The organism is Pseudomonas sp. EA_65y_Pfl2_P74 (assembly GCF_963970575.1).
Taxonomy (GTDB): domain Bacteria; phylum Pseudomonadota; class Gammaproteobacteria; order Pseudomonadales; family Pseudomonadaceae; genus Aquipseudomonas; species Aquipseudomonas baetica_A.
This window is the reverse complement of sequence record NZ_CAXAOQ010000041.1, coordinates 1-24,807: the sequence shown is the minus strand read 5'-3', so window position 1 is coordinate 24,807 and position 24,807 is coordinate 1. Positions and strand designations below refer to the sequence as shown.

Annotated in this window: 23 protein-coding genes and 2 pseudogenes; 8 read left to right on the top strand and 17 right to left on the bottom strand. The window is 56.5% G+C overall.

Annotated features, from left to right (window positions below):
- Nucleotides 1-195: 195 nt before the first annotated feature.
- The 3 genes from AACY18_RS25865 to AACY18_RS25855 all read left to right on the top strand — a co-directional run bounded on the left by AACY18_RS25865 (nucleotide 196) and on the right by AACY18_RS25855 (nucleotide 5,931).
- Nucleotides 196-1,050 (top strand): hypothetical protein, encoded by an 855-nt coding sequence (locus tag AACY18_RS25865; RefSeq protein ID WP_339466529.1) that lies wholly within the window; start codon nucleotides 196-198, stop codon nucleotides 1,048-1,050.
- Nucleotides 1,051-1,154: 104 nt separating this feature from the next.
- Nucleotides 1,155-3,239: a hypothetical protein gene (locus AACY18_RS25860; protein WP_339466527.1), complete on the top strand. Its 2,085-nt coding sequence runs from the start codon at nucleotides 1,155-1,157 to the stop codon at nucleotides 3,237-3,239.
- 250 nt (nucleotides 3,240-3,489) lie between these two features.
- Nucleotides 3,490-5,931, top strand: a complete 2,442-nt coding sequence (locus AACY18_RS25855; protein ID WP_339466526.1) for an autotransporter outer membrane beta-barrel domain-containing protein — start codon at nucleotides 3,490-3,492, stop codon at nucleotides 5,929-5,931.
- Nucleotides 5,932-5,983: 52 nt separating this feature from the next.
- On the opposite strand, the gene AACY18_RS25850 is transcribed toward AACY18_RS25855, so the two are convergent.
- The 4 genes from AACY18_RS25850 to AACY18_RS25835 form a co-directional block, all read right to left on the bottom strand.
- Nucleotides 5,984-6,490, bottom strand: coding sequence for a hypothetical protein (locus tag AACY18_RS25850; protein WP_339466525.1), 507 nt, complete (start codon nucleotides 6,488-6,490; stop codon nucleotides 5,984-5,986).
- A 167-nt stretch (nucleotides 6,491-6,657) separates the two neighbouring features.
- Nucleotides 6,658-7,299, bottom strand: a complete 642-nt coding sequence (locus AACY18_RS25845; RefSeq protein ID WP_339466523.1) for a DUF1345 domain-containing protein — start codon at nucleotides 7,297-7,299, stop codon at nucleotides 6,658-6,660.
- Nucleotides 7,300-7,403: 104 nt separating this feature from the next.
- Complete coding sequence (locus AACY18_RS25840) at nucleotides 7,404-10,502, bottom strand: efflux RND transporter permease subunit (RefSeq protein WP_339466521.1); 3,099 nt, start codon at nucleotides 10,500-10,502, stop codon at nucleotides 7,404-7,406.
- A 15-nt stretch (nucleotides 10,503-10,517) separates the two neighbouring features.
- Nucleotides 10,518-11,675: an efflux RND transporter periplasmic adaptor subunit gene (locus AACY18_RS25835; RefSeq protein WP_339466520.1), complete on the bottom strand. Its 1,158-nt coding sequence runs from the start codon at nucleotides 11,673-11,675 to the stop codon at nucleotides 10,518-10,520.
- Nucleotides 11,676-11,896: 221 nt separating this feature from the next.
- Here AACY18_RS25835 and AACY18_RS25830 point away from each other — a divergent pair, with 221 nt between their 5' ends.
- On the top strand, nucleotides 11,897-12,598 hold the full coding sequence (locus AACY18_RS25830; protein WP_122607702.1) for a response regulator transcription factor: 702 nt from the start codon (nucleotides 11,897-11,899) through the stop codon (nucleotides 12,596-12,598).
- A gap of 4 nt (nucleotides 12,599-12,602) precedes the next feature.
- Nucleotides 12,603-13,904 (top strand): ATP-binding protein, encoded by a 1,302-nt coding sequence (locus AACY18_RS25825; RefSeq protein WP_339466518.1) that lies wholly within the window; start codon nucleotides 12,603-12,605, stop codon nucleotides 13,902-13,904.
- 43 nt (nucleotides 13,905-13,947) lie between these two features.
- On the opposite strand, the gene pncA is transcribed toward AACY18_RS25825, so the two are convergent.
- From pncA to AACY18_RS25800, 5 genes are all read right to left on the bottom strand, one after another.
- Nucleotides 13,948-14,574, bottom strand: a complete 627-nt coding sequence (gene pncA, locus AACY18_RS25820; RefSeq protein WP_339466517.1) for a bifunctional nicotinamidase/pyrazinamidase — start codon at nucleotides 14,572-14,574, stop codon at nucleotides 13,948-13,950.
- Between the two features lie 50 nt (nucleotides 14,575-14,624).
- Nucleotides 14,625-15,383, bottom strand: a complete 759-nt coding sequence (locus AACY18_RS25815) for a transcriptional regulator (protein ID WP_339466516.1) — start codon at nucleotides 15,381-15,383, stop codon at nucleotides 14,625-14,627.
- Nucleotides 15,380-15,910, bottom strand: a complete 531-nt coding sequence (locus AACY18_RS25810) for an RNA polymerase sigma factor (RefSeq protein WP_401161038.1) — start codon at nucleotides 15,908-15,910, stop codon at nucleotides 15,380-15,382. The genes AACY18_RS25815 and AACY18_RS25810 overlap by 4 nt, the downstream gene beginning before the upstream one ends.
- Before the next feature lie 19 nt (nucleotides 15,911-15,929).
- Entirely contained in the window at nucleotides 15,930-16,463 is a 534-nt protein-coding gene (locus tag AACY18_RS25805) for a tetratricopeptide repeat protein (RefSeq protein ID WP_339466515.1), read from the bottom strand.
- Nucleotides 16,464-16,774: 311 nt separating this feature from the next.
- On the bottom strand, nucleotides 16,775-17,110 hold the full coding sequence (locus AACY18_RS25800) for a DUF2834 domain-containing protein (RefSeq protein WP_339466514.1): 336 nt from the start codon (nucleotides 17,108-17,110) through the stop codon (nucleotides 16,775-16,777).
- Nucleotides 17,111-17,362: 252 nt separating this feature from the next.
- Between AACY18_RS25800 and ilvA the strand changes: the two are divergent.
- A pseudogene (gene ilvA, locus AACY18_RS25795) lies at nucleotides 17,363-18,352 on the top strand (threonine ammonia-lyase, biosynthetic); the annotation flags it as partial.
- A gap of 28 nt (nucleotides 18,353-18,380) precedes the next feature.
- Here ilvA and AACY18_RS25790 read toward each other — a convergent pair.
- Together AACY18_RS25790 and eco are read right to left on the bottom strand one after the other, a co-directional pair.
- Nucleotides 18,381-18,686 carry an NIPSNAP family protein gene (locus AACY18_RS25790; protein WP_339466513.1) on the bottom strand — a complete coding sequence of 102 codons (306 nt, stop codon included), beginning with the start codon at nucleotides 18,684-18,686 and terminating at the stop codon, nucleotides 18,381-18,383.
- Between the two features lie 21 nt (nucleotides 18,687-18,707).
- Nucleotides 18,708-19,193 carry a serine protease inhibitor ecotin gene (eco, locus tag AACY18_RS25785; protein WP_339466512.1) on the bottom strand — a complete coding sequence of 162 codons (486 nt, stop codon included), beginning with the start codon at nucleotides 19,191-19,193 and terminating at the stop codon, nucleotides 18,708-18,710.
- 372 nt (nucleotides 19,194-19,565) lie between these two features.
- Between eco and AACY18_RS25780 the strand changes: the two genes are divergently transcribed.
- A complete protein-coding gene (locus tag AACY18_RS25780) occupies nucleotides 19,566-19,835 on the top strand; it encodes a DUF1652 domain-containing protein (protein WP_339466510.1) in 270 nt (89 codons plus the stop codon).
- On the opposite strand, the gene AACY18_RS25775 is transcribed toward AACY18_RS25780, so the two are convergent.
- Both AACY18_RS25775 and AACY18_RS25770 read right to left on the bottom strand, forming a co-directional pair.
- Nucleotides 19,832-20,230 carry a hypothetical protein gene (locus AACY18_RS25775; protein ID WP_339466507.1) on the bottom strand — a complete coding sequence of 133 codons (399 nt, stop codon included), beginning with the start codon at nucleotides 20,228-20,230 and terminating at the stop codon, nucleotides 19,832-19,834. The genes AACY18_RS25780 and AACY18_RS25775 overlap by 4 nt on opposite strands.
- Before the next feature lie 89 nt (nucleotides 20,231-20,319).
- Entirely contained in the window at nucleotides 20,320-20,589 is a 270-nt protein-coding gene (locus AACY18_RS25770; protein WP_339466506.1) for a DUF2790 domain-containing protein, read from the bottom strand.
- Nucleotides 20,590-21,085: 496 nt separating this feature from the next.
- Between AACY18_RS25770 and AACY18_RS25765 the strand changes: the two genes are divergently transcribed.
- Nucleotides 21,086-21,382 (top strand): hypothetical protein, encoded by a 297-nt coding sequence (locus AACY18_RS25765; RefSeq protein ID WP_339466505.1) that lies wholly within the window; start codon nucleotides 21,086-21,088, stop codon nucleotides 21,380-21,382.
- 71 nt (nucleotides 21,383-21,453) lie between these two features.
- On the opposite strand, the gene AACY18_RS25760 is transcribed toward AACY18_RS25765, so the two are convergent.
- From AACY18_RS25760 to tnpC, 4 genes and pseudogenes are all read right to left on the bottom strand, one after another.
- Nucleotides 21,454-22,224 (bottom strand): PoNe immunity protein domain-containing protein, encoded by a 771-nt coding sequence (locus AACY18_RS25760; RefSeq protein WP_339466503.1) that lies wholly within the window; start codon nucleotides 22,222-22,224, stop codon nucleotides 21,454-21,456.
- An 81-nt stretch (nucleotides 22,225-22,305) separates the two neighbouring features.
- Nucleotides 22,306-23,097, bottom strand: coding sequence for a PoNe immunity protein domain-containing protein (locus AACY18_RS25755; RefSeq protein ID WP_339466501.1), 792 nt, complete (start codon nucleotides 23,095-23,097; stop codon nucleotides 22,306-22,308).
- A gap of 34 nt (nucleotides 23,098-23,131) precedes the next feature.
- A pseudogene (locus AACY18_RS25750) lies at nucleotides 23,132-23,254 on the bottom strand (PoNe immunity protein domain-containing protein); the annotation flags it as partial.
- A gap of 44 nt (nucleotides 23,255-23,298) precedes the next feature.
- The coding region (gene tnpC / locus AACY18_RS25745) for an IS66 family transposase (protein WP_339466497.1) at nucleotides 23,299-24,807 on the bottom strand (1,509 nt) is incomplete at its 5' end.

Below are 24,807 nucleotides of genomic sequence, written 5' to 3'. Positions count from 1 at the left end.
GAAATACCACTGAAACCGGTTTCAGAAGACACTATCAAACCCTGGGTCGTCAACCTTCAAATACGTCAAAAGCATTCATGGCAAGCCGGATTTCCGACAGGCGGTTACTTGACCTGTCAGATCTGACAGTAGGCAGTTTCTGGATAACAGCGCTTAATTTCTTCAGGCCAAGGTGACCATCCAGTGAGAAATTCCATGCCGACCAAAGCGCCAATTACTGCCAGCAGCACATTGAATTCCGCTGTGCTCCTGAGCCTTCCGCGAGTGGACGGAGTTGACCCCCAAGATCCGGCGGGAACATTGCCGCCGGACGCAAAACAAGTCGGCATCGTCTGCGTGATTGACCGCTGGCTGAATTTTCCTGTTTCTGGCGCGCGCAAAGACCGTGTCGAGATCTTCATTGCCGGTAATCCCGATTTTGTCGCCTGGGGCGAATATGGGGCCGCGGACGACGCTGTGGAATTTCGTATTTCAGTGGCTCCCGAGAAACTACCGGATGTGGCGACGTTTGAGTTGTTTTATACGGTCCGTTCGATCAACCCTACGACGTCGGATAAACGACGCCTCACCTACGCAATCGTTGCGCCACCGCAACGTTTGAAAGAGGCGGGTTTTCCCGACGCAGACCTTTGGGGATACATCGGTTGTCATAAAAATTATCCCGACGATCCGGAGTCCTTGTTTATCTGGGAAGGGATTCGCGTCGAGATCCCCTTTGATGATTTATTTGAACCAAAAGATGTTCTCATGGTGTATTGGCAAGCATGGAACTCTCTAAACGGACCAGGAGAATTAGTAGAACCATTAACGCCAGAGTTCGAATTCACTGAGGTTGTAACTGATGTTGTAAGCAAGCAACCGGTAAAGTTGGTGATAAAACCATTTGCCTCACATATAGAGCCGATGCGAAACAAGCATTCAGCGACCGTCAATTACCAGTTGTTGCGAAATGGAGTTGCTATATTTCGCTCTTTTCCCGGGCTGGTGAAAGTAGACAGGGTGATTCCGGGAGAAACCGAATATTGCGCTGACTCAAGTTGGATGACTTGATCAGAGCGTAATAGTGGCAGCGATATCACGACTGCAGTTGGCGCCGTTCGCCATTGTCGAAGATGCATGGGTTGAAGACATTTTCTACGCAATGGAGAAAGCACATGACAAGTATTCAAACAGCGGCGTCAGGGTCACCAGTGGGCATTTTGGCTGCGCCGACCCCGGAGTTACCGGATGGGCGCGGTCCAAACAAGAACATTATTCCGATAGCCGCGATTCCTGTGGGCGGCCCGCTGACACTTATGGTCAAGACTAATGTGTGGTTGAACCCCCACGACTTGGATGAGATCACCCTTGATGTCACGCGAACCCAACCTCCCGCCACCCCGTTGCCGACAGACTTCACGCGGCTACCACGGGTGAAACTCGGTAACCTGGCCAGCCGCCCTGTAGATATTCCGATCACAGTGCCTACCGAATATCTGGGCGAAGATGCAACCCCTGACGGACCGACGCCGATCTGGGTTCGTAGCGTGCTGTATGAGCGGGGGCTCAACCCGCTGGTCGGCACTGTGATGCAGTTTTTTATCGACCGCACCGGTGCCTGGCAGGCTAAACCTGCACAAACAGGTACAAATCCCGGGCAAATCCCTGGCGCCAAAACAATTCCACCAGCCACGTTTCCAAATGCCCCCGGCGATCTCGATGACACATGGGCGAACCTGCCAGGTAACTCAGGGGGATTGCAGGTAGTAATTGATACGTCCTACCCCAACGCTCAGCCGGATGACACGTTGACCCTGTACGTGGCAGGTATACGTACCAACCCTCCGCAAGTGCCGCCTTTTTTCGAAGGGCCAATGCCCACCGATGGCAAGCTGTCCATCCCGACCGCAGAGCTGCGCAAGGTAACGAGCGGCCGGGTGTTCATCTGGTTCATCATATCTGACGCTGCCAGCAACCAGAGCGCATGGGGTGCGTATTACAGAAACGTACGTTTTCTGCCACTTCCTAAATTGGGCGTAATTACCGTCCCGGCAAACGAAGATGGTCTGATCGATTTACAAGATGCGCGTACAGGTGTGAAGGTAAAAGTCAGCCGGTTGGTAGATACGCTCGACACCGATGGAGTGAGCCTGACGTATGGCACTCAACCTGCCCAGGATCTCCAATTCAATGCACTCCAGGAGCTGGAGTTCACCATTCCTTGGGCGAGTCTGAGCAAACAATACTTTGATAACCAGACGGGGACGAATTTTGAGCTGGACGTGGTCGTCAAAGCTGACTTGATGCGTAGCAATTTATCGATCGACGATGGAACGATAACTGTCAAAACAGATTTCTCGACGCATCCGCCTTATACCGTCGACCCGGCGAACCCGCCCCTTGAGGTTAATCCCGAGTTCAAGAAACTTATTGTCCGCGGACAGGCCCCTGTTACGGACAACGTGCTCGGCCCTCATGACGTCAATCAAACAGCCAAGGCTCACATCGATGTATCGCCTGTCACAGTCGGGACGACATTTCCCGATCCCGAGCCGGGCGATCTGGTCACTCTGATGTATCTCGGGGATCAAGGCGAAATTATCGTTAATTCAATGCCAATGACTATATCGAATATCAATACAATCATTGAGGTAGATTTGCCATATAGCGTTGTCGGCCCGGGTGGTATTGGATCTAAAGACGCTTGGTGGGTATATGAAAACCCGGCTCGAAATAATACTCAAAAGTCGGAAAAAGAGACGGTAACTGTCAATACTGTAGTCATCGTCCTCGATAAACCGGAATTCCAACGTCCACCGACCGATGGCACCGGATACCCGTACATCATTTGCGGAAGTTTGACGGGAGATGAACACGTTGCGAGCTTCAAGATCCAGCCAAATGATCATTTCACCGATGGGATGCAAATCACATTCAATTGGCAAGGCTGGCATGACGAAGCTTATACGATAGATGCGCCGGCCGATACCGTGTTTAGTGAGACTCGTGCTATCACCGATACAGAACTAACGGATGGCATGATCTGGGACATTCCGTATACACCTAATATTCGCAATCTTCCTCGTCCTCCTGCTACCCCAGCTGATCCAGCCGATTTTTATGCGGGCTATGTGAAAATCTGGTACTCCACGCCGACTGTGCCTACATCGGAAGTTGAAGAAATGGTGGTTTACTTGCTCAACGGTGACCTCAAGTACTGCGAGACGGAACCGGGTTGGGATCCTGCGCCTGCTCCTTAATCGGCAATCGGTGTTATTGCATTGCCGGGAGAGCGAAACTCCTCCGGCAATGCAACCTCGTTGACGACTAAAAACGTACGTTGCATCTCGATTCTGGACGATTAAACCCACTAACAAAGAGGATTGTTCCTACAGAGATGGTTCGGGCCTGCAGGTATCCTCTGCCCCCCCTCAACCACGGGTGACTGAAGGGGCTTGATTATCTGAGCCGTCGTTTTTCAGTCCCGATTAAACTCAATGAGAAGTTAATATGACGATTGAAAAAAGACTGGGGCCGACAGTTTTAAAAATTACTGGCACGCTCTCGTACGCGGCAGTGCTAGTTGCGTTCTCGGAGGTTTCTTTTTCGCGAAATCTCAACCCTGGCGAGGTCGAAACCGTATCCGTCGGTGCTACGCCAGAGGCCTGGTTCATCCCTGCCACTGCCACGCTCAACCTCAATGGTGGTGATGCGCTTAACATCGTTGTCGGCGGTGGGACGTTAAACGCGATTTCCGCCAACACTTCACAGATTGAAGCCTCCGCAGATGCCCTCGTGACTCTGGATGGGGCGACGGTGACCGGTAGCAATTTTGACACTGCGCTGAGCTTGACCGACAGTTCGGCAGTGGTATCCGGCAGTACGCTGTCCAGCGATGGCAGAGCTATGTTGCTTGCGCGCGACCTGAACATACCCGTTGGCTCAACAGCGACCGTCACTGGCAGTACGCTGACAGGAGGTTTCTCGGGTGCCGCGGTGACATCCCTCAGTACGTTGAATCTGGTGGACAGCCGGGTTGAAGGGACCGACGCAGGTGGTGTTGGCCTCGAGCTTTATGGCGGCAACGCCAACATCAGTGCAGACAGCCGGGTCATCGGAGAACTGAACGGGATCATCTTCGGCGAGGACACCGTTTTGAACCCGAGCGATGTCACCGCACAGAGCGTATTGAAGGTTGATGGGTCAACCGTGCAGGGCCGCACCGGCGCAGCGATCAAAGTCGATTTTGCGACGCCGGACGATCAACCGGTATTGATCGAAATAGCCAACCGTTCGAACCTGATCGGCGGCAACGGCAATATCCTCGAAGTCATCGATGGCGCAGCGGCGCGATTTCAGGTCGACAACAGCCAGTTGACGGGCAATGTAGAGGTTGCTGACGGTGGAACCGCCGCCGTTTTCTTGCAAAACAATGCCAGCCTTGATGGCAATTTGCTCAACGTTGCCTCTGTTTCGCTCGATACCCGAAGCATACTCACCGGTAACATTCAGGGCTCGGGGACTGGCGTCGTGACGCTGGACAACGACTCGATCCTGCACGGTTCGGTTACCGGCGTCAGTACTATGTCCATCGGGCGTGGTGCTGAATGGAACCTGGTTGGCAACAATTCGTTATCGAATGTCCAAATGCATGGCGGGAACGTGAGACTCGGCACGCCCGCCGAGTTCGTCCGCCTGGACGTTGCCAACTTGTCAGGCAATGGCCGGTTTTTTTTGGATGCTGACGTGTCCACCGGTGAAACCGACTTTCTCAATGTCACGGAGTCAGCCAGTGGCCGTCATGAGCTGGTGGTCGGTGCAAGCGCCAGCGAACCTGTCACTGGTGCACCCGTTCAAGTGGCTAACATCGCTGGCGGGGATGCTCAGTTCGATCTGAGAAACGGTCAGGTTGATCTTGGTGCTTTGGCGTACAAACTGGTGCGAGAGGGCGAAGGTATTTTCCTACGAACGGATGGGACAACGCCGAGCACAGGTTCACAAACAGCACTGGCTATTGCCGGTACCGCACCGACGGTTATCTATTCGGAAATGACCACTCTCAATACCCGCCTCGGCGACCGTCGCATGGCCGGCACTCAACCCCGGTCGCGATCGGTTGCTGCACTGGACTCAAATAATCAGAACGCGACATCCGGCCTGTGGATACGGACACATGCCAATCAGTACAACGTCAAGAATGCCTACGGTGATGGTTATAAACAAAATCAGACTGGCGTCTCGTTGGGGGTGGATACGCCACTACCGATAGGTGATGGCCAATGGTTGATCGGAGTTTTTGGTGGATACAGCACCACTCGACTTAACCTTGCCCGTGGCAGCGCCGGCACGATCGACAGCACCTATGGCGGGATGTATCTGTCGTGGTATGACGAAATGACCGGGTACTACGTGGATACCGTTGGCAAAATCAACCGTTTTAGTAATGACGTCAAAGTCACCTTGAGCGATGACACTCGAACAAAGGGAGACTTCGATAATATCGGCATCAGTGGAACCGTCGAAGTGGGTAAGCATATCGTCTTGAACCGAGGTTACTTCATCGAGCCCTCTGCTCAGTTTGGTGTCGCGACTGTGAAAGGCAAAGACTACAAGTTGGACAATGGACTGCAGGTAGACAGCAACGAGACCCGCTCATTGCTCGGCAAGGTCGGAATGACAGTTGGCCGCGAGGTGGTGCTGAACAATGGCGGCAAACTGCAACCCAGGCTGCACGCGGCGGTAAGTCATGAATTCGTCAACAACAATCGTGTCAGCGTGAATGACACTGACTTCAACAACGATTTGTCCAGCACCAGTCTTGAGCTGACCGCTGGCCTGAACTGGGTGCCAGCCAATAACAAATGGCAGATGTATGGTGAGATAGGGACTAGCAGGGGCAGCAAAGCTGACCAGGAGCTAGGAGCGAGTGTCGGGTTGAGCTTCAATTTCTGATCGCATCAGCATTAAAAAAAGGAAGCTTCGCAGCTTCCTTTTTCCGTAGTCATTAAGCGTTTTTTCTTTTGCTCAGGTCGGCGACAGCGACAAACTCCCCTGTGATCGGGAATTCTTCGTTGCCGTTCTCTCCACCATGGTCAAAGGCGCCGGACCAGGTGCCACTCAGTGTTTTTTCAATGTCGTCATATCTCACTGTCAGGCTCCCGCTCACAGAGATGTGCAGATCACCCGTCGCGGGATTGGAATAGTAGGTGCTTCTGACATCATCGCTATCTTCGGACAGGTCATATTTCATTGATTGGGGTTTGGAAGGGAACACAAAATCAATCGTTCGCGTCACACCATTCACCGTGTATCCAGCGCTCAGGACGTAACGCGTGCCTTCCGGGTAGGGCTTCGGCCCGAAGGTAGGCGCAGAGGTAGATCGAAACTCCATGAATTGAGGGACTTTTACAAACCTGTAGCGTGGATTGGCATCGCCGTTGATCGTGGCTGACAAATAGGTATGCGCTGAAGCCGGAAAGATTGTCGCGTAGGCACGGGCTGCATAGCTCATGAGTTTTATCTCCATACGATATGGTGGGGGACATCCAAAGACTGACCCGTCCTACTTCTGGATGTTGTATGGAAGCCTGAATACAGCACGCCTGTAAACTGTCAGTGTTGACAGTTTACAGGCGTGCTTTTTTGTGATCTTTGAACGGCAGGAACCTGCCGTGTTTTTCAGCCGAACAACCCTGCTGCAATGTTGATCGAGAACCCGAGGATCGCCGTATTGAACACAAAACCGATCAACGACTGCGCCAGCACGATTTTTCGAATTTCCCGCGTCGCAACACCCACATCCGACGTTTGCACAGCCACCCCGATGGTGAACGAGAAGTACAGAAAGTCCCAATAATTGGGGGTAGTAAGTCCTTCGGAGAATCGCAGTGCCGGCTCCTTTCCATCCCAGGTGTAAAACAACCTCGCGTAGTGCACGCAGAAAATCACCCCGATCAGCAGCCATGAACCGATCACCGTCAGCGCGGTAAAACCGTAATGCATGAGTTTGCGCGTGGTTTCCAGATCCTTGCTGCCCGCCAGTTCGAAGGTGATGGTCGCCAGACTGGCCAGCGCGGCGATGCACACCACAAACAGTACCAGCCCGGCATTTTCGTCTTCGACTTCAGCAATGCGTTTGACGTCCGGGGCCTTGGCGCGCACGGTCAGCCAGAACATCAGGATCAGGTAAGTCCAGACACCGGCGTTCCAGCCGATGAGGATTTTGCTGACGATGGAATCGGCGGGGACCAGCAAACCGCTGGCGAGGCCGAGGAGGGCGGCGGCGGACAGGCGAGGGTGGGTGCGGGCGAGGAAGCGCATGAGGACTCGATGGGCCCGGGTGGTTCAGACACCTTAGCCCAGCGATGACAGTTGTGACCACAACGTTGGATGTTTGCAAAATTCCTATGGGCGCGAGCCTGCTATCAGTGGGGTTTGGTGAATCGTTGTACGAGCTTCATGACGACGACGAAGAAGACAGGTACGAAAATTACTGCGAGCGTGGCGGTGATCATCCCACCGATCACACCAGTACCGATCGCCTGTTGGCTCGCCGAGCTTGCGCCAGTGGCAATCGCGAGCGGCACCACGCCGAGAATGAATGCCAGCGAAGTCATCACGATCGGCCGCAAGCGCAAGCGAGCAGCCTGCAACGTCGCATCAATCAGATCGTGACCTTCGTCGTACAAGCTCTTGGCAAATTCGATGATCAGGATCGCGTTCTTCGCCGACAGACCGATGATGGTAATCAGACCAACCTTGAAGAACACATCATTGGGCATGCCGCGCAAGGTCACCGCCAGCACCGCGCCGAGCACGCCCAGCGGCACCACCAGCAACACCGAAGTCGGAATCGACCAGCTCTCGTACAGCGCCGCCAGGCACAGGAACACTACCAGCAGCGACAGACCGAGCAGAATCGGCGCCTGATTGCCGGACAAGCGTTCCTGCAACGACAACCCGGTCCATTCCTGACCCAGACCTTTCGGCCCCTGCGCCACCAGACGTTCAATCTCCGCCATGGCCTCACCGGTGCTGTGTCCCGGCGACGGTTCGCCGGAAATCGCAATCGCCGGATAGCCGTTGTAACGAGTCAACTGCGCCGGGCCTTGAATCCAGTTGGCCTGCACGAACGCTGACAGCGGCACCATGTGTCCGGTGTTGTTGCGTACGTGCATTTTCAGCAGATCGGCCACCTGGCTGCGTTGATCGCCTTCGGCTTGCACGACAACACGCTGCATGCGCCCCTGATTGGGGAAATCGTTGATGTAGCTGGAGCCGACGGCAGTCGACAGCACGTTGCCGATATCGGCGAACGATACGCCAAGGGCATTGGCCTGCTTGCGGTCGACCACCAACTGCACCTGCGGCGCTTCGGCCAGCGCGCTTTCTCGCACGTTCATCAGTACCGGGCTTTTCTCGGCGGCGGCGAGCAGTTCGGTGCGCGCTTGCATCAAGGTCGCATGGCCGAGGCCGCCGCGATCCTGCAAACGGAACTCGAAACCGCTGGACGTGCCGAGGCCATCCACGGGCGGTGGCAGCACCGAGAACGCCATGGCGTCCTTGATTTCAGTCAGTGCGATATTGGCGCGATCGGCAATCGAGCTGGCGGCATCATCACTGCTGCGCTGCGACCAGTCCTTCAGCGTCGAGAACGCCAAGGCTGCGTTCTGGCCGCTACCGGAGAAGCTGAAACCGAGAATCACCACCGTGTCACTGATCCCTGGCTCGCCGGCGTTATGTGCCTCAAGCTGTTCAGCCACGGCCACCGTACGATTCTTGGTCGCACCGGGCGGCAGTTGAATATCCGTGATGGTGTAGCCCTGATCTTCCACCGGCAGGAACGAGGAGGGCAGACGCGCAAAGCACAGGCCCAGTCCAACCAGCAGCACAGCGTAGATCAGCAGGTAACGGCCGCTGCGTTTCAACGCATAGCCGACCCAGCCCTGATAGCGATCAGTCAGGCGCTCGAAGCGGCGGTTGAACCAGCCGAAAAACCCGGACTTCTCGTGATGCTCACCCTTGGCAATCGGCTTGAGCAGCGTCGCGCACAATGCCGGGGTCAAGGTCAGGGCGAGGAACGCCGAGAACAGAATCGACGTCGCCATCGACAGCGAGAACTGCTGGTAAATCACCCCGACCGAGCCTTGCATGAACGCCATCGGAATAAACACCGCGACCAGCACCAGCGTGATGCCGATGATCGCGCCGGTGATCTGCGTCATCGCCTTGCGTGTGGCTTCCTTGGGCGACAGGCCTTCGGTGGCCATGATCCGCTCGACGTTCTCCACCACGACGATGGCGTCGTCCACCAGAATACCGATGGCCAAGACCATGCCGAACATTGTCAGCACGTTGATCGAGAAGCCCAGCGCCAGCATGGTCGCGAAAGTCCCCATCAGCGCCACTGGCACTACCAGTGTCGGGATCAGCGTGTAGCGCACGTTCTGCAGGAACAGGAACATCACCGCAAACACCAACAGCATCGCTTCGCCCAAGGTGTAAATCACTTTGGTGATCGAGACTTTGACGAACGGCGAGGTGTCGTACGGAATCTTGTATTCCACACCGGCCGGGAAGTAGCGCGACAGCTCATCCATCTTCGCCCGCACCAGGGTCGCGGTGCTCAGCGCGTTGGCCCCCGGCGACAACTGCACACCCACCGCCGTGGACGGCTTGCCGTTGAGACGCGTACCGAACTGGTATTCCTGACTGCCGATCTCGACCCGCGCGACGTCAGCGATGCGCACGGTGGAGCCGTCGGGGTTGGCCTTGAGCACGATGTCGGCGAATTCTTCAGGCGTCGACAACTGACCTTTGACCAGAATCGTTGCGGTGATTTCCTGGCTGGAAGGGTTCGGCAGATCGCCGATGCTGCCTGCCGACACCTGGGCGTTCTGCGCAACGATGGCAGCGTTGACGTCGGCCGGGGTCAGATTGAAACCGATGAGTTTCTGCGGATCGATCCAGATACGCATGGCCCGCTCGGCACCATACAGCTGAGCCTTGCCGACGCCGTCCAGGCGCTTGATCTCGTTCATCACGTTGCGCGCCAGAAAATCGCTCAGCGCGACGTCATCAAGCTTGCCGTCGCTGGACGTCAGGCTGATCAGCAACAGGAAGCCGGAGGACACTTTCTCCACCTGCAAACCTTGCTGGTTTACCGCTTGGGGCAGACGCGATTCGACGACTTTGAGGCGGTTTTGCACGTCGACCTGCGCCAGTTCCGGGTTGGTTCCCGGTTGGAACGTGGCCTTGATCGTCGCGCTACCGAGGCTGCTTTGCGATTCAAAGTAAAGCAGGTGGTCGGCGCCGTTGAGTTCTTCCTCGATCAGGCTGACCACGCTTTCATCGACGGTTTGCGCTGACGCGCCGGGGTACACGGCATAGATTTCGATTTGTGGCGGGGCGACGTCGGGGTACTGCGCCACCGGCAACTGCGGGATGGCCAGTGCGCCGGCCAACAGGATGAACAGTGCAACCACCCAGGCAAACACCGGGCGATCGATAAAGAACTGCGGCATATAGAAGCGTCCTGCTTACTGACCAGAGGTCTGGGCAAGTGGAAGAGGGGTGTCGTCGATCTGTACTTTCTCGCCGGGGCGGGCGTGTTGCAGGCCTTCGATGACGATGCGGTCGCCGGGCTTGAGGCCGCCGGTGACGATCCAGCGATTGTTCTGCACCGCGCCCAGTTGCACTGGTTGCTCAGCGACGCGCATCTGCTCATCGACGGTCAGCACCTGAGCAATGCCGGCGCTGTCACGCTGCACGGCGCGTTGCGGTACGGTGATGCCGTTCGCGATGGTTGCCTGTTCCAGACGCACGCGAATGAAGCTGCCAGGCAACAGGTCGAGGTCGGGATTGGGGAATTCGCTGCGCAGGATGATCTGGCCGGTGCCCGGATCAACGGTGATGTCGCTGAACAAGAGTTTCCCCGGCAATGGATACAGACTGCCGTCATCCTGAATCAGCGTGGCCTTGACCTCGTCTTGGCCGACTTCCTGTAATTGCCCGGAGCGGAACGCGCGGCGCAATTCATTGAGCTCGCGGGTCGACTGGGTGAGGTCGGCGTAGATCGGGTTGAGTTGCTGGATCAGCGCCAAGGGGGTGGTCTCGTTCTGCCCGACCAGCGCGCCTTCGGTGACCAGCGCGCGGCCGATACGTCCGGAAATCGGCGCGGTGACGGTGGCGTAGCCGAGGTTCAGCTTCGCGCGCTCCACCGCGGCCTTGTTGGCGGCGACATCGGCGGCCGTTTGCCGGGTGTTGGCGCGGGCGTTGTCGTAGTCCTGAGCGCTGATGGCGTTGTCGTCGATCAACTGGGCGTAGCGCTGCTCCTGCAGTTTGGCTTGGAATGCATTGGCTTCCGCTTTGCGCAATGAGGCTTGAGCGCTGTCCAGATCCGCCTTGAACGGTGCCGGATCGATGCGGAACAGCACGTCGCCCTTTTTCACGTCGCTGCCTTCGCGGTAGGTGCGTTGCAATACCACGCCGGCGACCCGGGCGCGCACCTCGGCAATACGCGGCGCGGCGATTCGACCGCTGAGTTCGCTGCTGATCGACAGGGGGTGGGCTTCGATGGTCTCGATGCGCACGGTGGCTGGCGGGGATTGTTCTTCGGCGTTCGAGGAAGAATCACAGGCGCTCAGCGTCAGTGCTATCGCGATCAGGCCGAGACCGGCCAGCAGTTTGTTCGACATTTACCACCCCCAATATTGATGCCCGCATCCTACGGGCAGTTGCCGAGAGTAGCGGTGAAGCTTTGTAGGCGCTGTGTGAAATTGTGTAAGGGTTTTACTCAGGAATGGGCGAGGGCGTATATCCTTCAGGCCTTGAAATTTATTGCGACAGATAAACCGCTTTCGCGAGCAAACTCGCGATGAGGCCCACCCGGTCGCCACAGCACTTTCTGGAACACCCCATGCCCAACATCCTCCTGGTCGAAGACGACACCGCCCTCGCCGAACTGATTTCCAGCTACCTTGAGCGCAACGGTTATTCCGTCAGCGTCATTGGCCGTGGCGACCATGTGCGCGAGCGGGCGCGGGTCAATCCGCCGGATCTGGTGATCCTCGATCTGATGCTGCCAGGGCTCGACGGCTTGCAAGTCTGTCGTTTGCTGCGCGCCGACTCGGCGACGCTACCGATCCTGATGCTTACCGCACGCGACGACAGCCACGATCAGGTGCTGGGCCTGGAAATGGGCGCCGACGATTACGTCACCAAACCCTGTGAACCACGGGTGCTGTTGGCTCGGGTGCGCACGTTATTGCGCCGCAGCAGCCTTGGCGAGCCGTTGACGGCCAACGATCGCATCCTCATGGGTAACCTGTGCATCGACCTGTCCGAACGCACCGTGACCTGGCGCGAGCAGCCCGTCGAGTTGTCCAGCGGCGAGTACAACTTGCTGGTGGTGCTGGCGCGACACGCCGGCGAAGTGCTCAGCCGCGACCAGATTCTGCAACGTCTGCGCGGCATAGAGTTCAACGGCACTGACCGCTCCGTGGACGTGGCGATTTCCAAGTTGCGACGCAAGTTCGATGACCATGCCGGTGAGGCCCGCAAGATCAAGACCGTGTGGGGCAAGGGTTACTTGTTCAGTCGCTCTGAATGGGAATGTTGAGCTGATGTTTCGCATCCTGTTTCGTCTCTATCTGGTGACGATTGTCTCGTACAGCGCAGCGATCTATCTGGTGCCGGACCTGGTGGTCATGGCTTTCAGGGAGCGCTTCGTCACCTATAACCTTGATTTTTCCCGTGGTTTGCAAACGCTGATCACCAAACAGTTTCATGCGGTGCCCAAGGAACAATGGCCCGCTGTGGCGGCATCCATGGACAAAGATTTCCAGCCGCTGCACATCGTACTGGCGCGCATCGACGATGCCGACTTCACCGCCATTGAGCGAGAGCGATTGCAGCGCGGCGAGAACGTGGTCCGCATCGGCGACTGGGGCTGGCGTACGCTTGCCGTCACGCCGCTTGACGACACCTCTGTGGTGCAAATGGTCGTGCCCCCGGACCCACTGGACGTCAATCTGTTGTATTGGAGCATCAACGTATTGGTCGGCGCGACGCTGCTCGCCTGCCTGTTGATGTGGTTGCGCCCTCACTGGCGTGATCTGGAGCGCCTCAAAGGTACCGCTGAGCGTTTTGGTAAAGGCCATTTGAGTGAACGCACAAAAATCGCCCCGAGTTCGAACATCGGCAGCTTGGCCAATGTGTTCGACACCATGGCCGGCGACATCGAGAACCTGCTCAACCAGCAGCGCGATTTGCTCAATGCGGTCTCCCACGAATTACGCACGCCGTTGACGCGCCTGGATTTCGGCCTGGCGCTGGCGCTGTCCGACGAATTGCCAGCCACGAGCCGCGAGCGTTTGCAGGGATTGGTTGCGCACATTCGTGAGCTGGACGAGCTGGTGTTGGAGTTGCTGTCTTACAGTCGGCTGCAAAACCCGGCGCAGTTGCCCGAGCAGGTCGAGGTATCGCTGGATGAGTTCATCGACAGCATTTTGGGCAGCGTCGACGAAGAACTGGAGTCGCCGGATATCGTCATCGATGTGTTGCTGCACGGCCAGTTGGAGCGTTTTTCGCTCGATCCTCGATTGACCGCAAGGGCCATTCAGAATCTGCTGCGCAACGCCATGCGTTATTGCGAAAAGCGTATTCAGATCGGCGTGCAGGTTAGCGCTGCCGGTTGTGAGATCTGGGTGGATGACGACGGCATCGGTATTCCCGACGATGAGCGTGAGCGGGTTTTCGAACCGTTCTATCGGCTCGATCGCAGCCGAGATCGGGCCACAGGTGGCTTCGGCCTTGGGCTGGCGATCAGTCGCCGCGCACTGGAAGCGCAGGGCGGCACATTGACCGTCCAGACTTCGCCGTTGGGTGGGGCGCGATTCCGCCTGTGGCTACCCACCAACGCCTGATCATCGAATGCCTGTAGGCGCTGCGTGCTGCAGCTCCTACCGTTCATAACAGGTCGGTCGATTGAATCAACCCGACGCCGGCGCCTTTCATGCGATCCATCGCCGACGCCAGTGATCCATCCAGATCAATCGCCCGGCAGGCATCCAGCACCACAAAAGTATTGAACCCCGCCGCCCGCGCATCCAGTGCCGAGAACATCACGCAAAAATCCAGCGCCAGGCCCACCATGTACACCGTATCGATACCGCGCTCTTTCAGATAACCGGACAAACCCGTGGTGGTGCGCCGGTCTGCCTCGAGAAACGCTGAATAACTGTCGATGTCCGGATTGCAGCCCTTGCGGATGATCAATTGGGCGTGGGGCAGGTCCAGTTCCGGGTGGAAGTCGGCACCGGGTGTGGCTTGCACACAATGGTCGGGCCACAGTGTCTGCTCACCGTAAGGCAGTTCAATGACCTCGAAGGGTTGATGGCCAGGATGGCTGGAGGCGAACGAGACATGACCCTTCGGGTGCCAGTCCTGGGCAATGACGACCTGTTTGAAACTGCCGGCAATGCGATTGATCAGCGGTACAATCCGGCCGCCTTCAGGCACCGGCAATTGACCGCCGGGGATGAAGTCGTTTTGAACGTCGATCACCAGTAACGCAGTGCGAGACGAAATCGGCATCGGTTAAATACTCCTTGGAAGATGACTTTCCAGCATAGAAGCGGTTTTTCTCATACCGCTAAACGACTTCTCAACAAATTTGCTTTGTCTTCCAGTCCTGCGCTACTTTCGCGGCCGATCAGCATCCACGCATGTTCTTGCTCGGTCCAAAACACCACGTTCATCTCATGTCGACGTTCATGTGCCAGCGGCCGGGCGCCGCTGTTCGAACGCGTGGCACACAGCGCCAGCGGCCCATGTTCCGCATCCAGATAAACGATCTGCGCAATCGGTACACCGTCGTACTCAAGCATTTGTGCGCGTTTGAGTTCAGCGCCGGGCAGTTTCAACGCGGCTGGCGAAAGGCTCAGACCAAGCCTTGCATCAATACTGCGCAACTGCGCGCGTTGTGAGGCCTCATCAGTGGGTAAGTGCTCCAGCGTCTGCACCACGTAAAGCGCCATATAGTCGCCGACCACACCGCGCCAGTTATGCGCTTGCTGCGTCTGCCAGCCGAGAAACAAACGATCCGCCAGCACGCCACCGGCGACCAGTGCAGCGGCTGCCGCGCCGGTAAACCAGCGTCGGCTCAGCCCTGGCTTTTGCGGCGAAGCAATGGCGTCGAGCCGCGCTTGCAGTCGATCCAGTGGCGCCTGTTGCGCCAGTTCATCGTAAGCATTCCTGAACGGCAGGCTGCTGCGGCTCAGCCACTGCACGCGCAGGTTGAGCAACGGATCGTCGGCGATGGCGTGGTCGAGTTGGCGGCGATAATCCGGGTCGAGTTCATCGTCCAGATACGCCACCAGTTGCTCATCCGAAGGTGTGTTCACGAGCGGTCTCCTTCGGTGGTTTTCGGCACTGATTGCAACGGCGGGTATTCGGCGAGTTTCAGGCGTGCGGTCGCCAGGCGGCTCATCACCGTGCCGATTGGCACTTGTAGAATCTCGGCGACTTCGCGATACGACAGGCCTTCGACGTAGGCCAGATACACCGTCTCGCGCTGGGTTTCCGGCAACGCATCGACCCGGCGGATCACCTGCGCCGCCATGACGTGAGTCTGCGCTGCGTACTCGCCATCGAACGCCAATCGCCCATCGGCATCGACCTGACCCGAACCCTGACGCACACGTCGGGCGCGCACGTCGTTAAGCCAGATCGAATGCAGAATGCTCAGCAGCCAGCGATCCATCCGCGTGCCGGTCACGTACTGCGCAGAACGCTCAAGCGCCCGCACGCATGTGGCCTGCACGAGATCCTCGGCCACATGCCGATTGCGCGACAGCAACAAACCGTAACGCCACAATCGCGCCAGGTGCTGCCCGAGTTCTGTTCTGAATGCCTGATCGCTGACGATGATCGCCTCCGCTAGTTGATGCTCAGGTTTTCGATGAATCGTTGATGGCTTCAGCCAAGTCCTGGTACTCCTCGCAAGACGTGCCGCAAATCGATTTGATCTGCTGCAACTGTTCCTGCGCCAGATCGACGCGACCTTTGATCACATAGGCCTCGCCGAGGTATTCGCGCACTTGCGCGTAGTGCGGATCGAGTTTCACCGATTGCAGGTAATAGCCAATACCTTCATCGGTACGGCCCAGTTTGCGTGTGGCGTAACCGCGATAGTTCAGAGCCTTGGCGGTGTTCGGTTGTTGCAGGGTGTCGAGCAGCGCCAGTGCTTCCTCGTAGCGACCGTCCTTGGCGAGACGATAGGCGTAATCGGTACGATCGGCGTCGGGCAACAGGCTGCTGGTTTGCAACACACACTTCTGCGTTTTGCTGTCCCGGACCTGGCCTTTGGGGCATTCGGGCTTCTTGACCGGCTCGCCCTCATCGCCATTGGCAAACGCCAAATGGCTGGACAGGGCTGCGGCCAGCAGCAACGGGGCGGCGAACATAACGGAACGGATAGTCATGGGCAAGGCTCCACTGAGGGTTGTGTCTGACTTTGAACACCACAGAGCGAAATTTTATTCATTGCTTTGTCAGTGACTGTTCAAGGCAGGCCTGAATTCGGGCGCTATGCTTATGGGCATCTGCCGTTGATCCGAAGCTTTGGCGCAGGAGAGTTGCCAGGAAAGATCAGGGCCATCACTGCGCCGCAAGCGGCAAGTCAGTGAATGGCTGACCGCGACGGCGGGCCTTGATGGGCATAACACCGCAATTGACACTGAAACCTTTGGGAATTGCCCGCGAACGCTGATTGAGCATCAACACCACATCCGGTTCAGCTCAGTTGAGCCGCCTCGTCAATTTTCTTCCGCTCCCGAACCCCACGAACCACCAAATACAATAAAGGCCCAACGGACACGAAAACCGCCGTCAACAGCAAGTAAGGCACCACCGACCAACCTGACTGCCCACGGGCCTTGGCATCCTTGACCATCCAGACGCCGGCCAGTGTCGCCAGCAGGTACAAATCAATCACCACCTGCGCGGTATCGGGGCGCGACATCAGGCTGATCCCGAAGTCGATCAACGACTGTTCAGCCTGAAGCATCACCGAAACCGTATAACCGGTAAACGCAAGCAAAGCGGTGAGGGGCAGGGCGATAGACATCATGCGTTCGTTCCTTGAAGTGATGAGTGCAATCGACAGCCTAGCGTTGCCACGCAGAATTGACCATTGACTTGTGAGCAACGTCCGGGCTAATTTTCAGGCCATGATTTCCATCGTATTGCGCTGCCAGCCAAGCATTATTACCGCCATTCCTCATTTGGCGGGTTAGCTCACGACTGCAGCACCCAACCCGCCCTAGAGGCGGGTTTTTACTTTCTGTCTCCGGGGTTCTGATCAAAACGTCAGGAGACGACCATGCCGCACAGCCCCGACCAGCAAGCCTTGCTTGAGCAATACGTGAAAAAGATCCTTGCCGCGCCGGTCTACGACATTGCCATACGCACGCCGTTGCAGGCCGCGCCGGCGTTGTCTGAAGCACTGGGCAACCGCATCCTGCTCAAGCGTGAAGACCTGCAACCGACGTTCTCCTTCAAGATCCGCGGCGCCTACAACAAACTGGTGCAGCTAAGCGACGAACAAAAGGCGCGCGGGGTGATCACCGCATCGGCCGGCAATCATGCCCAAGGTGTGGCGCTGGCGGCGCGGGAGTTAGGGATCGCAGCAATCATCGTCATGCCGTCGACAACGCCGGAGTTGAAAGTGCTGGGTGTGCGAAGTCGCGGCGCCGAAGCGCTGCTGCATGGCGAAAGCTTCCCGTTTGCCCTGGACCATGCGCTGCAACTGGCCGAGCAGACCGGGCGCACCTTTGTTTCGCCCTTCGACGATCCGGAGGTGATTGCCGGGCAAGGCACCGTAGCGATGGAAATTCTCCGTCAGCATCAAGGCGCGCTGGACGTGATCTTCATCCCGGTAGGCGGTGGTGGTTTGATCGCCGGGATCGCCGCCTACGTCAAATACCTGCGCCCGCAAGTGCGCATTATTGGCGTCGAGTCCGAACATTCAGCGTGCCTGAAAGCGGCCATGCACGCCGGAGAGCGGGTTGTATTGCCCAATGTCGGTACTTTCGCCGACGGTGTGGCCGTGGCGCAGATCGGTGAGTATGGGTTTGAGGTGTGCCGCTTTTGCGTGGATGAGGTGCTCACGGTCAGCAACGACGACCTCTGTGCGGCAATCAAGAATATCTACGACGATACCCGCTCGATCACCGAACCTTCCGGTGCATTGGCGGTGGCCGGGATCAAACAGTACGTGGCGCGAAGCGGTGTGCGGGATCAGACCTTCGTGGCGATCGACTCAGGTGCCAACATCAACTTCGACAGCCTGCGCCACGTCGCCGAGCGCGCCGCTGCATGCGGCGTTCCGGCGTAAGCGCTCAAGCCAGCAAGGGGCGCAGAAAGCTGCGCTCGTAGCTGACGATGAACTTCTTCTCGAGCAGTGATTGCACCAGCGCGCTGCTTTGCGGATCAGTCAGGGTGATATGCCGGTAGCTTTCGTAATCCGCCAGCGACGGAAAACTGAACAGGCAGTAAGCGATATTGCTCGCACCCTCTGACGGCAGGAAGTAGCCGTGATGGGTGCCGCCCAGTCGCTCGACAATGCCGAGCCAAGCCTTGGCGTAGGCCTCGAACTCCGTCAATTGGTAAGGATCGATCACGTATCTGACGTGGCAGGTAATCACAGATGTCGCTCCTTGCTCAGGTCATTCCTGAATGGCAGTGCCGACTTTGTCCGAAGCCGACCAGATGCGATAGCGCACTTCGACGTCCGAGGGCGCATAAACCACGACCGGCAGTTTACTGTTGTAACGCAGCAGGAAGCCGTCACCGACGACGGGCACGAACGCGCGTTTCTTCGGGATCCCGGCAGGGCAGGCCATCATCGTGCTCATCGGACCGCTGACCTTTTCCAGTCGATAGAACGGGTAGCCCCAGCCTTCGAGGTTTTTCTCGGCAAGCACGCCGCCCAGGTGTTGACGATTGCAGTCCACTTCAAGGGTTTTACCCGCGAGGATTTCGACCTGAAAGTTCTCTTCCTGATCCTGCTTGGGCAGATGAATGACCTGGCGGGTGAAGCCGGTTTCTGCCTTGGGATACGGCGCCACATCTTCCAGTTTGGCGGCGTGAACAAACGTGGACAGACTGGCGATGATCAGGCCGGTGGTCGCGCAGGCGCGGAAAGAAACCATGGGAGCCTCCTTGCGGGTGTAGTGTGGTTGAGCGGCATTCTTACCCTCACGCGCGTCGAATGCAAACCGACGCCGAGTTGCAATTTGCAGGGCCTGGCAGGCCTTTTCTTGCATTTTGCAACTGGCCAAATACTGGCCTCGTCGCCAAGTGCTTGATTTTTATAGGGGCAAAACGATCCGATGAAAGGCACGTTTTATGCCTCTGTTTGGTGCGGCGCACCGGCTTCGGGCGCCTACACTCCAAGAGGCATTTCGCCGTACAACCGTTTGCCGCGCCCAGGGAAATAGCGGGGATCCACCCGTGCAGGGGGCAGTAAAAACGGTCAGCGTGAAGCGTTGATTGGCGGTTTCATTATTAAGGAGAGTTTCACCATGTTTCTGTCTGCCTTGGAACTACGCAATATCATTGAAAGCAGTTTTCTGCCGAAACGTTGCCAATGCACGCTGTCGCCGGAGTTGTCGATGACCGTCAAGGTCTTCGGCGATCACCAGACCGATCAGGTCGACCTGCTCGTCAGCGGCATCGATGCCAGCCACCTCAATGGCGCTCGCGCAATCAACGACCTCATTGCCGGATTGCGCTCGGATCTGGCGCAACAAGCGACGCCACATCATTACAGTCCTCGATCAAAAGCCGTTTAACGCACTGTTTCACCCAGTTCGACCGTCACGCGCCGGGCCTGCAAAAAACCAAGGCCCAGCGCGAACTCGACCAGCACCGCGAGCAAAATCCCGGGGCCGGCATGACCGTTCAGCCATTCCGCAAAACCCAGCACCGCCAAACCAAAACAACCGACGATAAACCCGTTGCTCAGGGCATTACGCGCGAGTGACACCGGCGCTTTGCGCACCAGATAAAACATCACGCCCAACGCTGCAAACAGCACCGCGCTGCGCCGTGCGACAAATCCGGCACCTTCGGAGTACTCGATGCTCCAGATCGCCAGCAGGCTCTGCGGGAAAACGCCCCAGGCCAGCGCCAGCAAAAAACACAACGAACACGTGAAGCCCGACAACGTGCGAAACGACAACTGCATGGCGAATCCTTGCGGCAGTGGGGAGGGCTCCGAGCATACCCGCCGAAACTCCCCACGCCTACCGCAAACCCGCAAATCAGACGTTTCTGTCAGTTCTGGAAGTTGCATGCGTCAGACAATTTCCGGTAGCTGATTTCCTCAGGCTTACCGGCATTGTCGATGTACTTCATATCGGCCGTGACCACTTTGCACAGATGCGTTGGCGGCTCGGTCAACGACACCACTTTGGCCACATGCAGCGGCATGCCGTACTCATACGGCACGGCTTTGGAAGTGGCAGAGGTGTCATTGGCCTGGGCCAGCCCGGCAAACGCGGTGCAGGCGAGGGCGGCAGTGAGCAATAAAGGACAAATGTTCATGAAAGGACTCCCGAGTGGCGGTTCTAGAGTTCGGCGTGATGCACCCGAACCTGCCGCACTGGGCGACAGCCAAAACGGCTGAGGGCGTGCAGTTCAGTAGAGTTTTTGACCACGGCGTTAAGAGATGGTTAACCGAGCTGAACGCCGGCTGTCAGGGAGTGCGGCGGTTTTCTCAGGAACGTTTGGCGAATTCCTACAAAGGCTGGTGCCTTGTCTGCTTTCGGCGGCTGGAGCGGGACAGTTATTGTCGGTTGCCGCTGCAAAATCAGTGGTTCGGGTTTGGTCACCTGAGAAAAGTTCATTGCATATGTGCCATCATTTGCACCGTTCGGATTTCACGATCCGTGAAGTGCATTGCTGTGGCGGCTGTGTGCAGGACGCCTTCGGGCGAGCTGAGTTTGAACTGTTCTCGGTTGACCAAGCCTGTACACGGCCGCCTCCCACCGTTTGGTCACGGCTATGGCGGTTACCTTCTAATACAGTTGAGTAACTCAGAATGCCAATAATTAAAATGCTACAAAACCGCTATCTCCCCCTCAGCAGCAACGTCACCGAAACCCCGGCACTGCTCATCGACACCCAAGCCAACCCGAAAGACATCCTCGAAGCCGCCGTCCAGCGCATCCGCGCCGCCGCCGACCTGCTCGAAACCATGCATTGCCTGTGCTTCAAGCACGCCGACGTGCAGGACATCCCACACATTACCCATGCGCTTTACCTGCTGACGCAGGATGGCAATGACTTGCTCCAGGTCGCGCAGCAGCAAATGTTGAACTGGAAAGCGCCTGCTTGAGTTCACCCTCAAAAAAGCCTGCCGTGGAAAGAGGGCAGGCTGAGGGGGGAGTAGCGCGGCATTCGAAAAGGTCATTGTGGTTGCAGGTTGCGAGCGTATTCGACCAGATCCTTGGGGTAGATCATGTGATCGATTTTGTTGTCGTCTATACCGTATAGAAATGCAATAGCTCCAGCCTCTATAGCCCAGTAACCGACGTAGTTTCCATTTTCTCCCTGCAGATGTAAGTTGTGCCATGGGGCTTGTTCAAATGCTGAATACCATTGGCAGCAGTATTGCTCTAGGCGCGAGGATGCTTCCTCTTTGCTGTCTGCGTAGATGGCCTGAACTAAAGGGGTATAGATATCGTGAAACCATTGGTCCACATCTATTCTGTCGGGTAATAATTTAATTAGCAGGTCTTCAAATAAAGTATCACCGCCGATATAGCCCGCATCGTCCATTAGCTTTACAAAGCGCTTAAGAAGGTCGGTACGCTGCAGTAATACACAGAAGCCTATAACTTGTACGCACTCTTCATAGAGGTAGGGCCAGTCATCAATCGCGAGTGGTGATATTGCAGGAGTGTTTTCGAATATCGCAAGTTTTGCTTGTCTGGTCTCGTACTTGTCAATCAAGTCACTTAAGAGGGGAGGTAGTGAAGTGATCTCTTCGCCCGCAGTATAAGCTGCCAAAAGCCGGTCAAGCGCGAGTTTTTGCAAATGCCGAGAGCGAAGTGCTGCCTCTTCCTCAGGGGAGTCTGACTCAAAGGTGTTTGTTTTCAAGAAATCTATAACTTCGTCGTGCTCTCTCAGGAAGTTCTTGTAATGAGTATCGCTGAAGAATTTTTGTCTCTTTTTCACGTCTCTACACCTCCGCTTGCTTTAGTCGGCTTACGCCGGCGTAAACCAATTTCCTGTCATGACTACAGGGTAGGCCAGCATCTAAACGAACGCCCCTGGCTTATTAGAAAGTTGATGGTTTCTGGCATATTCGACCAAATCCTTAGGGTAGATCATGTGGTCTATTTTGCTGTCATCGATGCCGTATAAGTAAGCAATGGCACCCGCTTCGAAAGCCCAATATCCGACGTAACTGCCTTCCTCGCCGTCGTGGTGCGTGTCATGCCATGGCGCCTGCTCAAAGGCGGAATACCAGTTCTCGCAGTAATTGCTTAGAAAACTGGAAGCCTCATTCCTATCTTCAGCGTAAATGGCCTGTATCAGCGGCGTGGAAACATCGTGATACCACTGATCGATATCCGCCCGCTCAGGTAAAACCTTGATCAGCAAGTCTTCGTAAAGAGTGTCCGTGCCGGCATATCCTGCACTGTCGATTAAAAAGACAAAACGTTTTAGCAAATCAGTGCGGTGCAACAAGATGCACAAACTTATGACTTGCAGGCATTCTTCATATTCATCTGGCCAGTCATCAATAATCAGAGGAGTGATGTTAGGTATCTGTTCATAAGTGGCCTGATATTTTTGGAGTTCTTCATAACTGGCAATCAGCAATTTCAGAGGCTGAACCAGACTTTGTATGTCCTCTCCAGCGGTGTAGAGCATAAAGACGTGCTCCAAGTGGAGGTTTTTAAAATTCCTGGCTCGTAGAGACTTCTCTTGTTCAGGAGAGTCTGCTGTGAATAGTTTGTCCTTCCAGAATTCGAATTCTTCTTCGTAGTTTGTCAGGAAGTTTTCGTAATGTAATTCAGTAAGATATTTCTGCCGTATTTTCAAGTGTCATGTCCGTGACGAATATCGTAGTTTAGATTTAAGGCTTTTTGGCTTGCGATCTCGCGTACTCGACGAGATCCTTGGGGTAGACCATGTGATCAATTTTGCTGTCGTCAATGCCATACAGAAACGCTACAGCCCCAGCTTCCAGAGCCCAATGTATGCGATCCATAAACCCCACCTACCCAGTGGTGGGGCAACGGTCTACCGTGGCATCTGCGGCGAGCAGTTCCACGGCAGTAACGCTTCGTACTCTTCGACCGACGAGGCATGCGGCAACCGCTCCAGTACGTGGCGCAGCCACGTATAGGGCTCTTGGCCGTTGACCTTGGCGGTCTCGACCAGACTGTAGATCTTTGCGCTGGCAGTGGCGCCGTTGACGGTATCGCTGAATAACCAGGCCTTGCGTCCGATGACAAACGGCTTGATCGCTCTTTCGGCCGCGTTGTTGTCGATGGGTAAATAACCCGCTTCGACATAACGCTCCAGTCGGCTCCAGTTATTCGCCAGATAATGCACCGCCTTGCCTAATGCACTTTGCGGTGTCACCTGGGATTGGGTTTTATCCAGCCAGACTTTCAGCTGCCCCAAGATCGGCAGGCTCTTTTCCTGGCGAGCGATAAACCGCTGTTCATCGTCGGCTTCCTTAAGTTCACGCTCGATCCCGTACAGCTTGTTGATCATCGTCAGTGCAATATCGGCCCGCCCGGTCTTGCCCTTGGGCTGAACCTTCTGCGCGTCCACGAATTTGCGGCGCGCATGGGCCATGCACGCCAGGCGCTCCACACCCGATTGCAACGCCAAGGCGTTATAGCCGGCGTAATCATCGGTCATGACATAACCGCGATAACTTTCCAGCAGCCGTAACGGCACCTCCTGCGCACGACTGGACGTGTAGTCAAACAACACGACTTTACGATCGGGTGGGCCGCTGGCTTGTACCCACATCCAGGATTGGCTGGTCGGGTCTCGACCCGGTTCCTTGAGGACCTGAACGCGAGTTTCATCGCAGTGGATCACCGCACTTTCCAGCAGCCGGTCACGCATCAAATTCAGCAGCGGCTGAAAGTGTTCGCTGCACTGGATGATCCAGCGCGCCAGCGTCTGACGAGGAATATCAATGCCATGTCGGCTCAGTACCGTTTCAAACCGGTGCAACGGCAAGCCGTCGACGTACTTGGTGGTCAGCAGCATGGCAAGAACACTCGGGCTGGCCATGCTCTTTTCGATCAATTGCGCCGGTTTGTCGGCGGTGACCGGTGCACGTTCACAACCACGGCAACCGTAGATCTTGCGGATATGTTTGATGACGCGGATCTGCATCGGCACGATATCCAGCTGCTCGCTGGTTTCTTCGCTGATCACATGCTTGCGGCAACCGCAGGCACAGGTCAGTTCGTGTTCGGGTAGTTCGTGGATGACTTCGATACGCGGCAGATCAGCCGACAGTGGCTTGCGCTTGCCTCGGCGCGGTGTCGCGGCAACAACTTCTTCATCAGCGTCGCCAACCAACGGCATGGGTTCGCTTTCGGGCTCGTTGAACAAGGCCAATTGCGGGGTGTTGGGCTCGATGGTTTGCTCGGACCTACGCCCGAACAGACGGTCGCGCAACAGCTTGATCTGTTCTTTCAGGTCGACGATGTGGGTCTGATAAGCCTGGGCCGATTCCTCTTGGCGACTGAGTGCCTCAAGCAGCAGTTGCTTGAGCAAAAC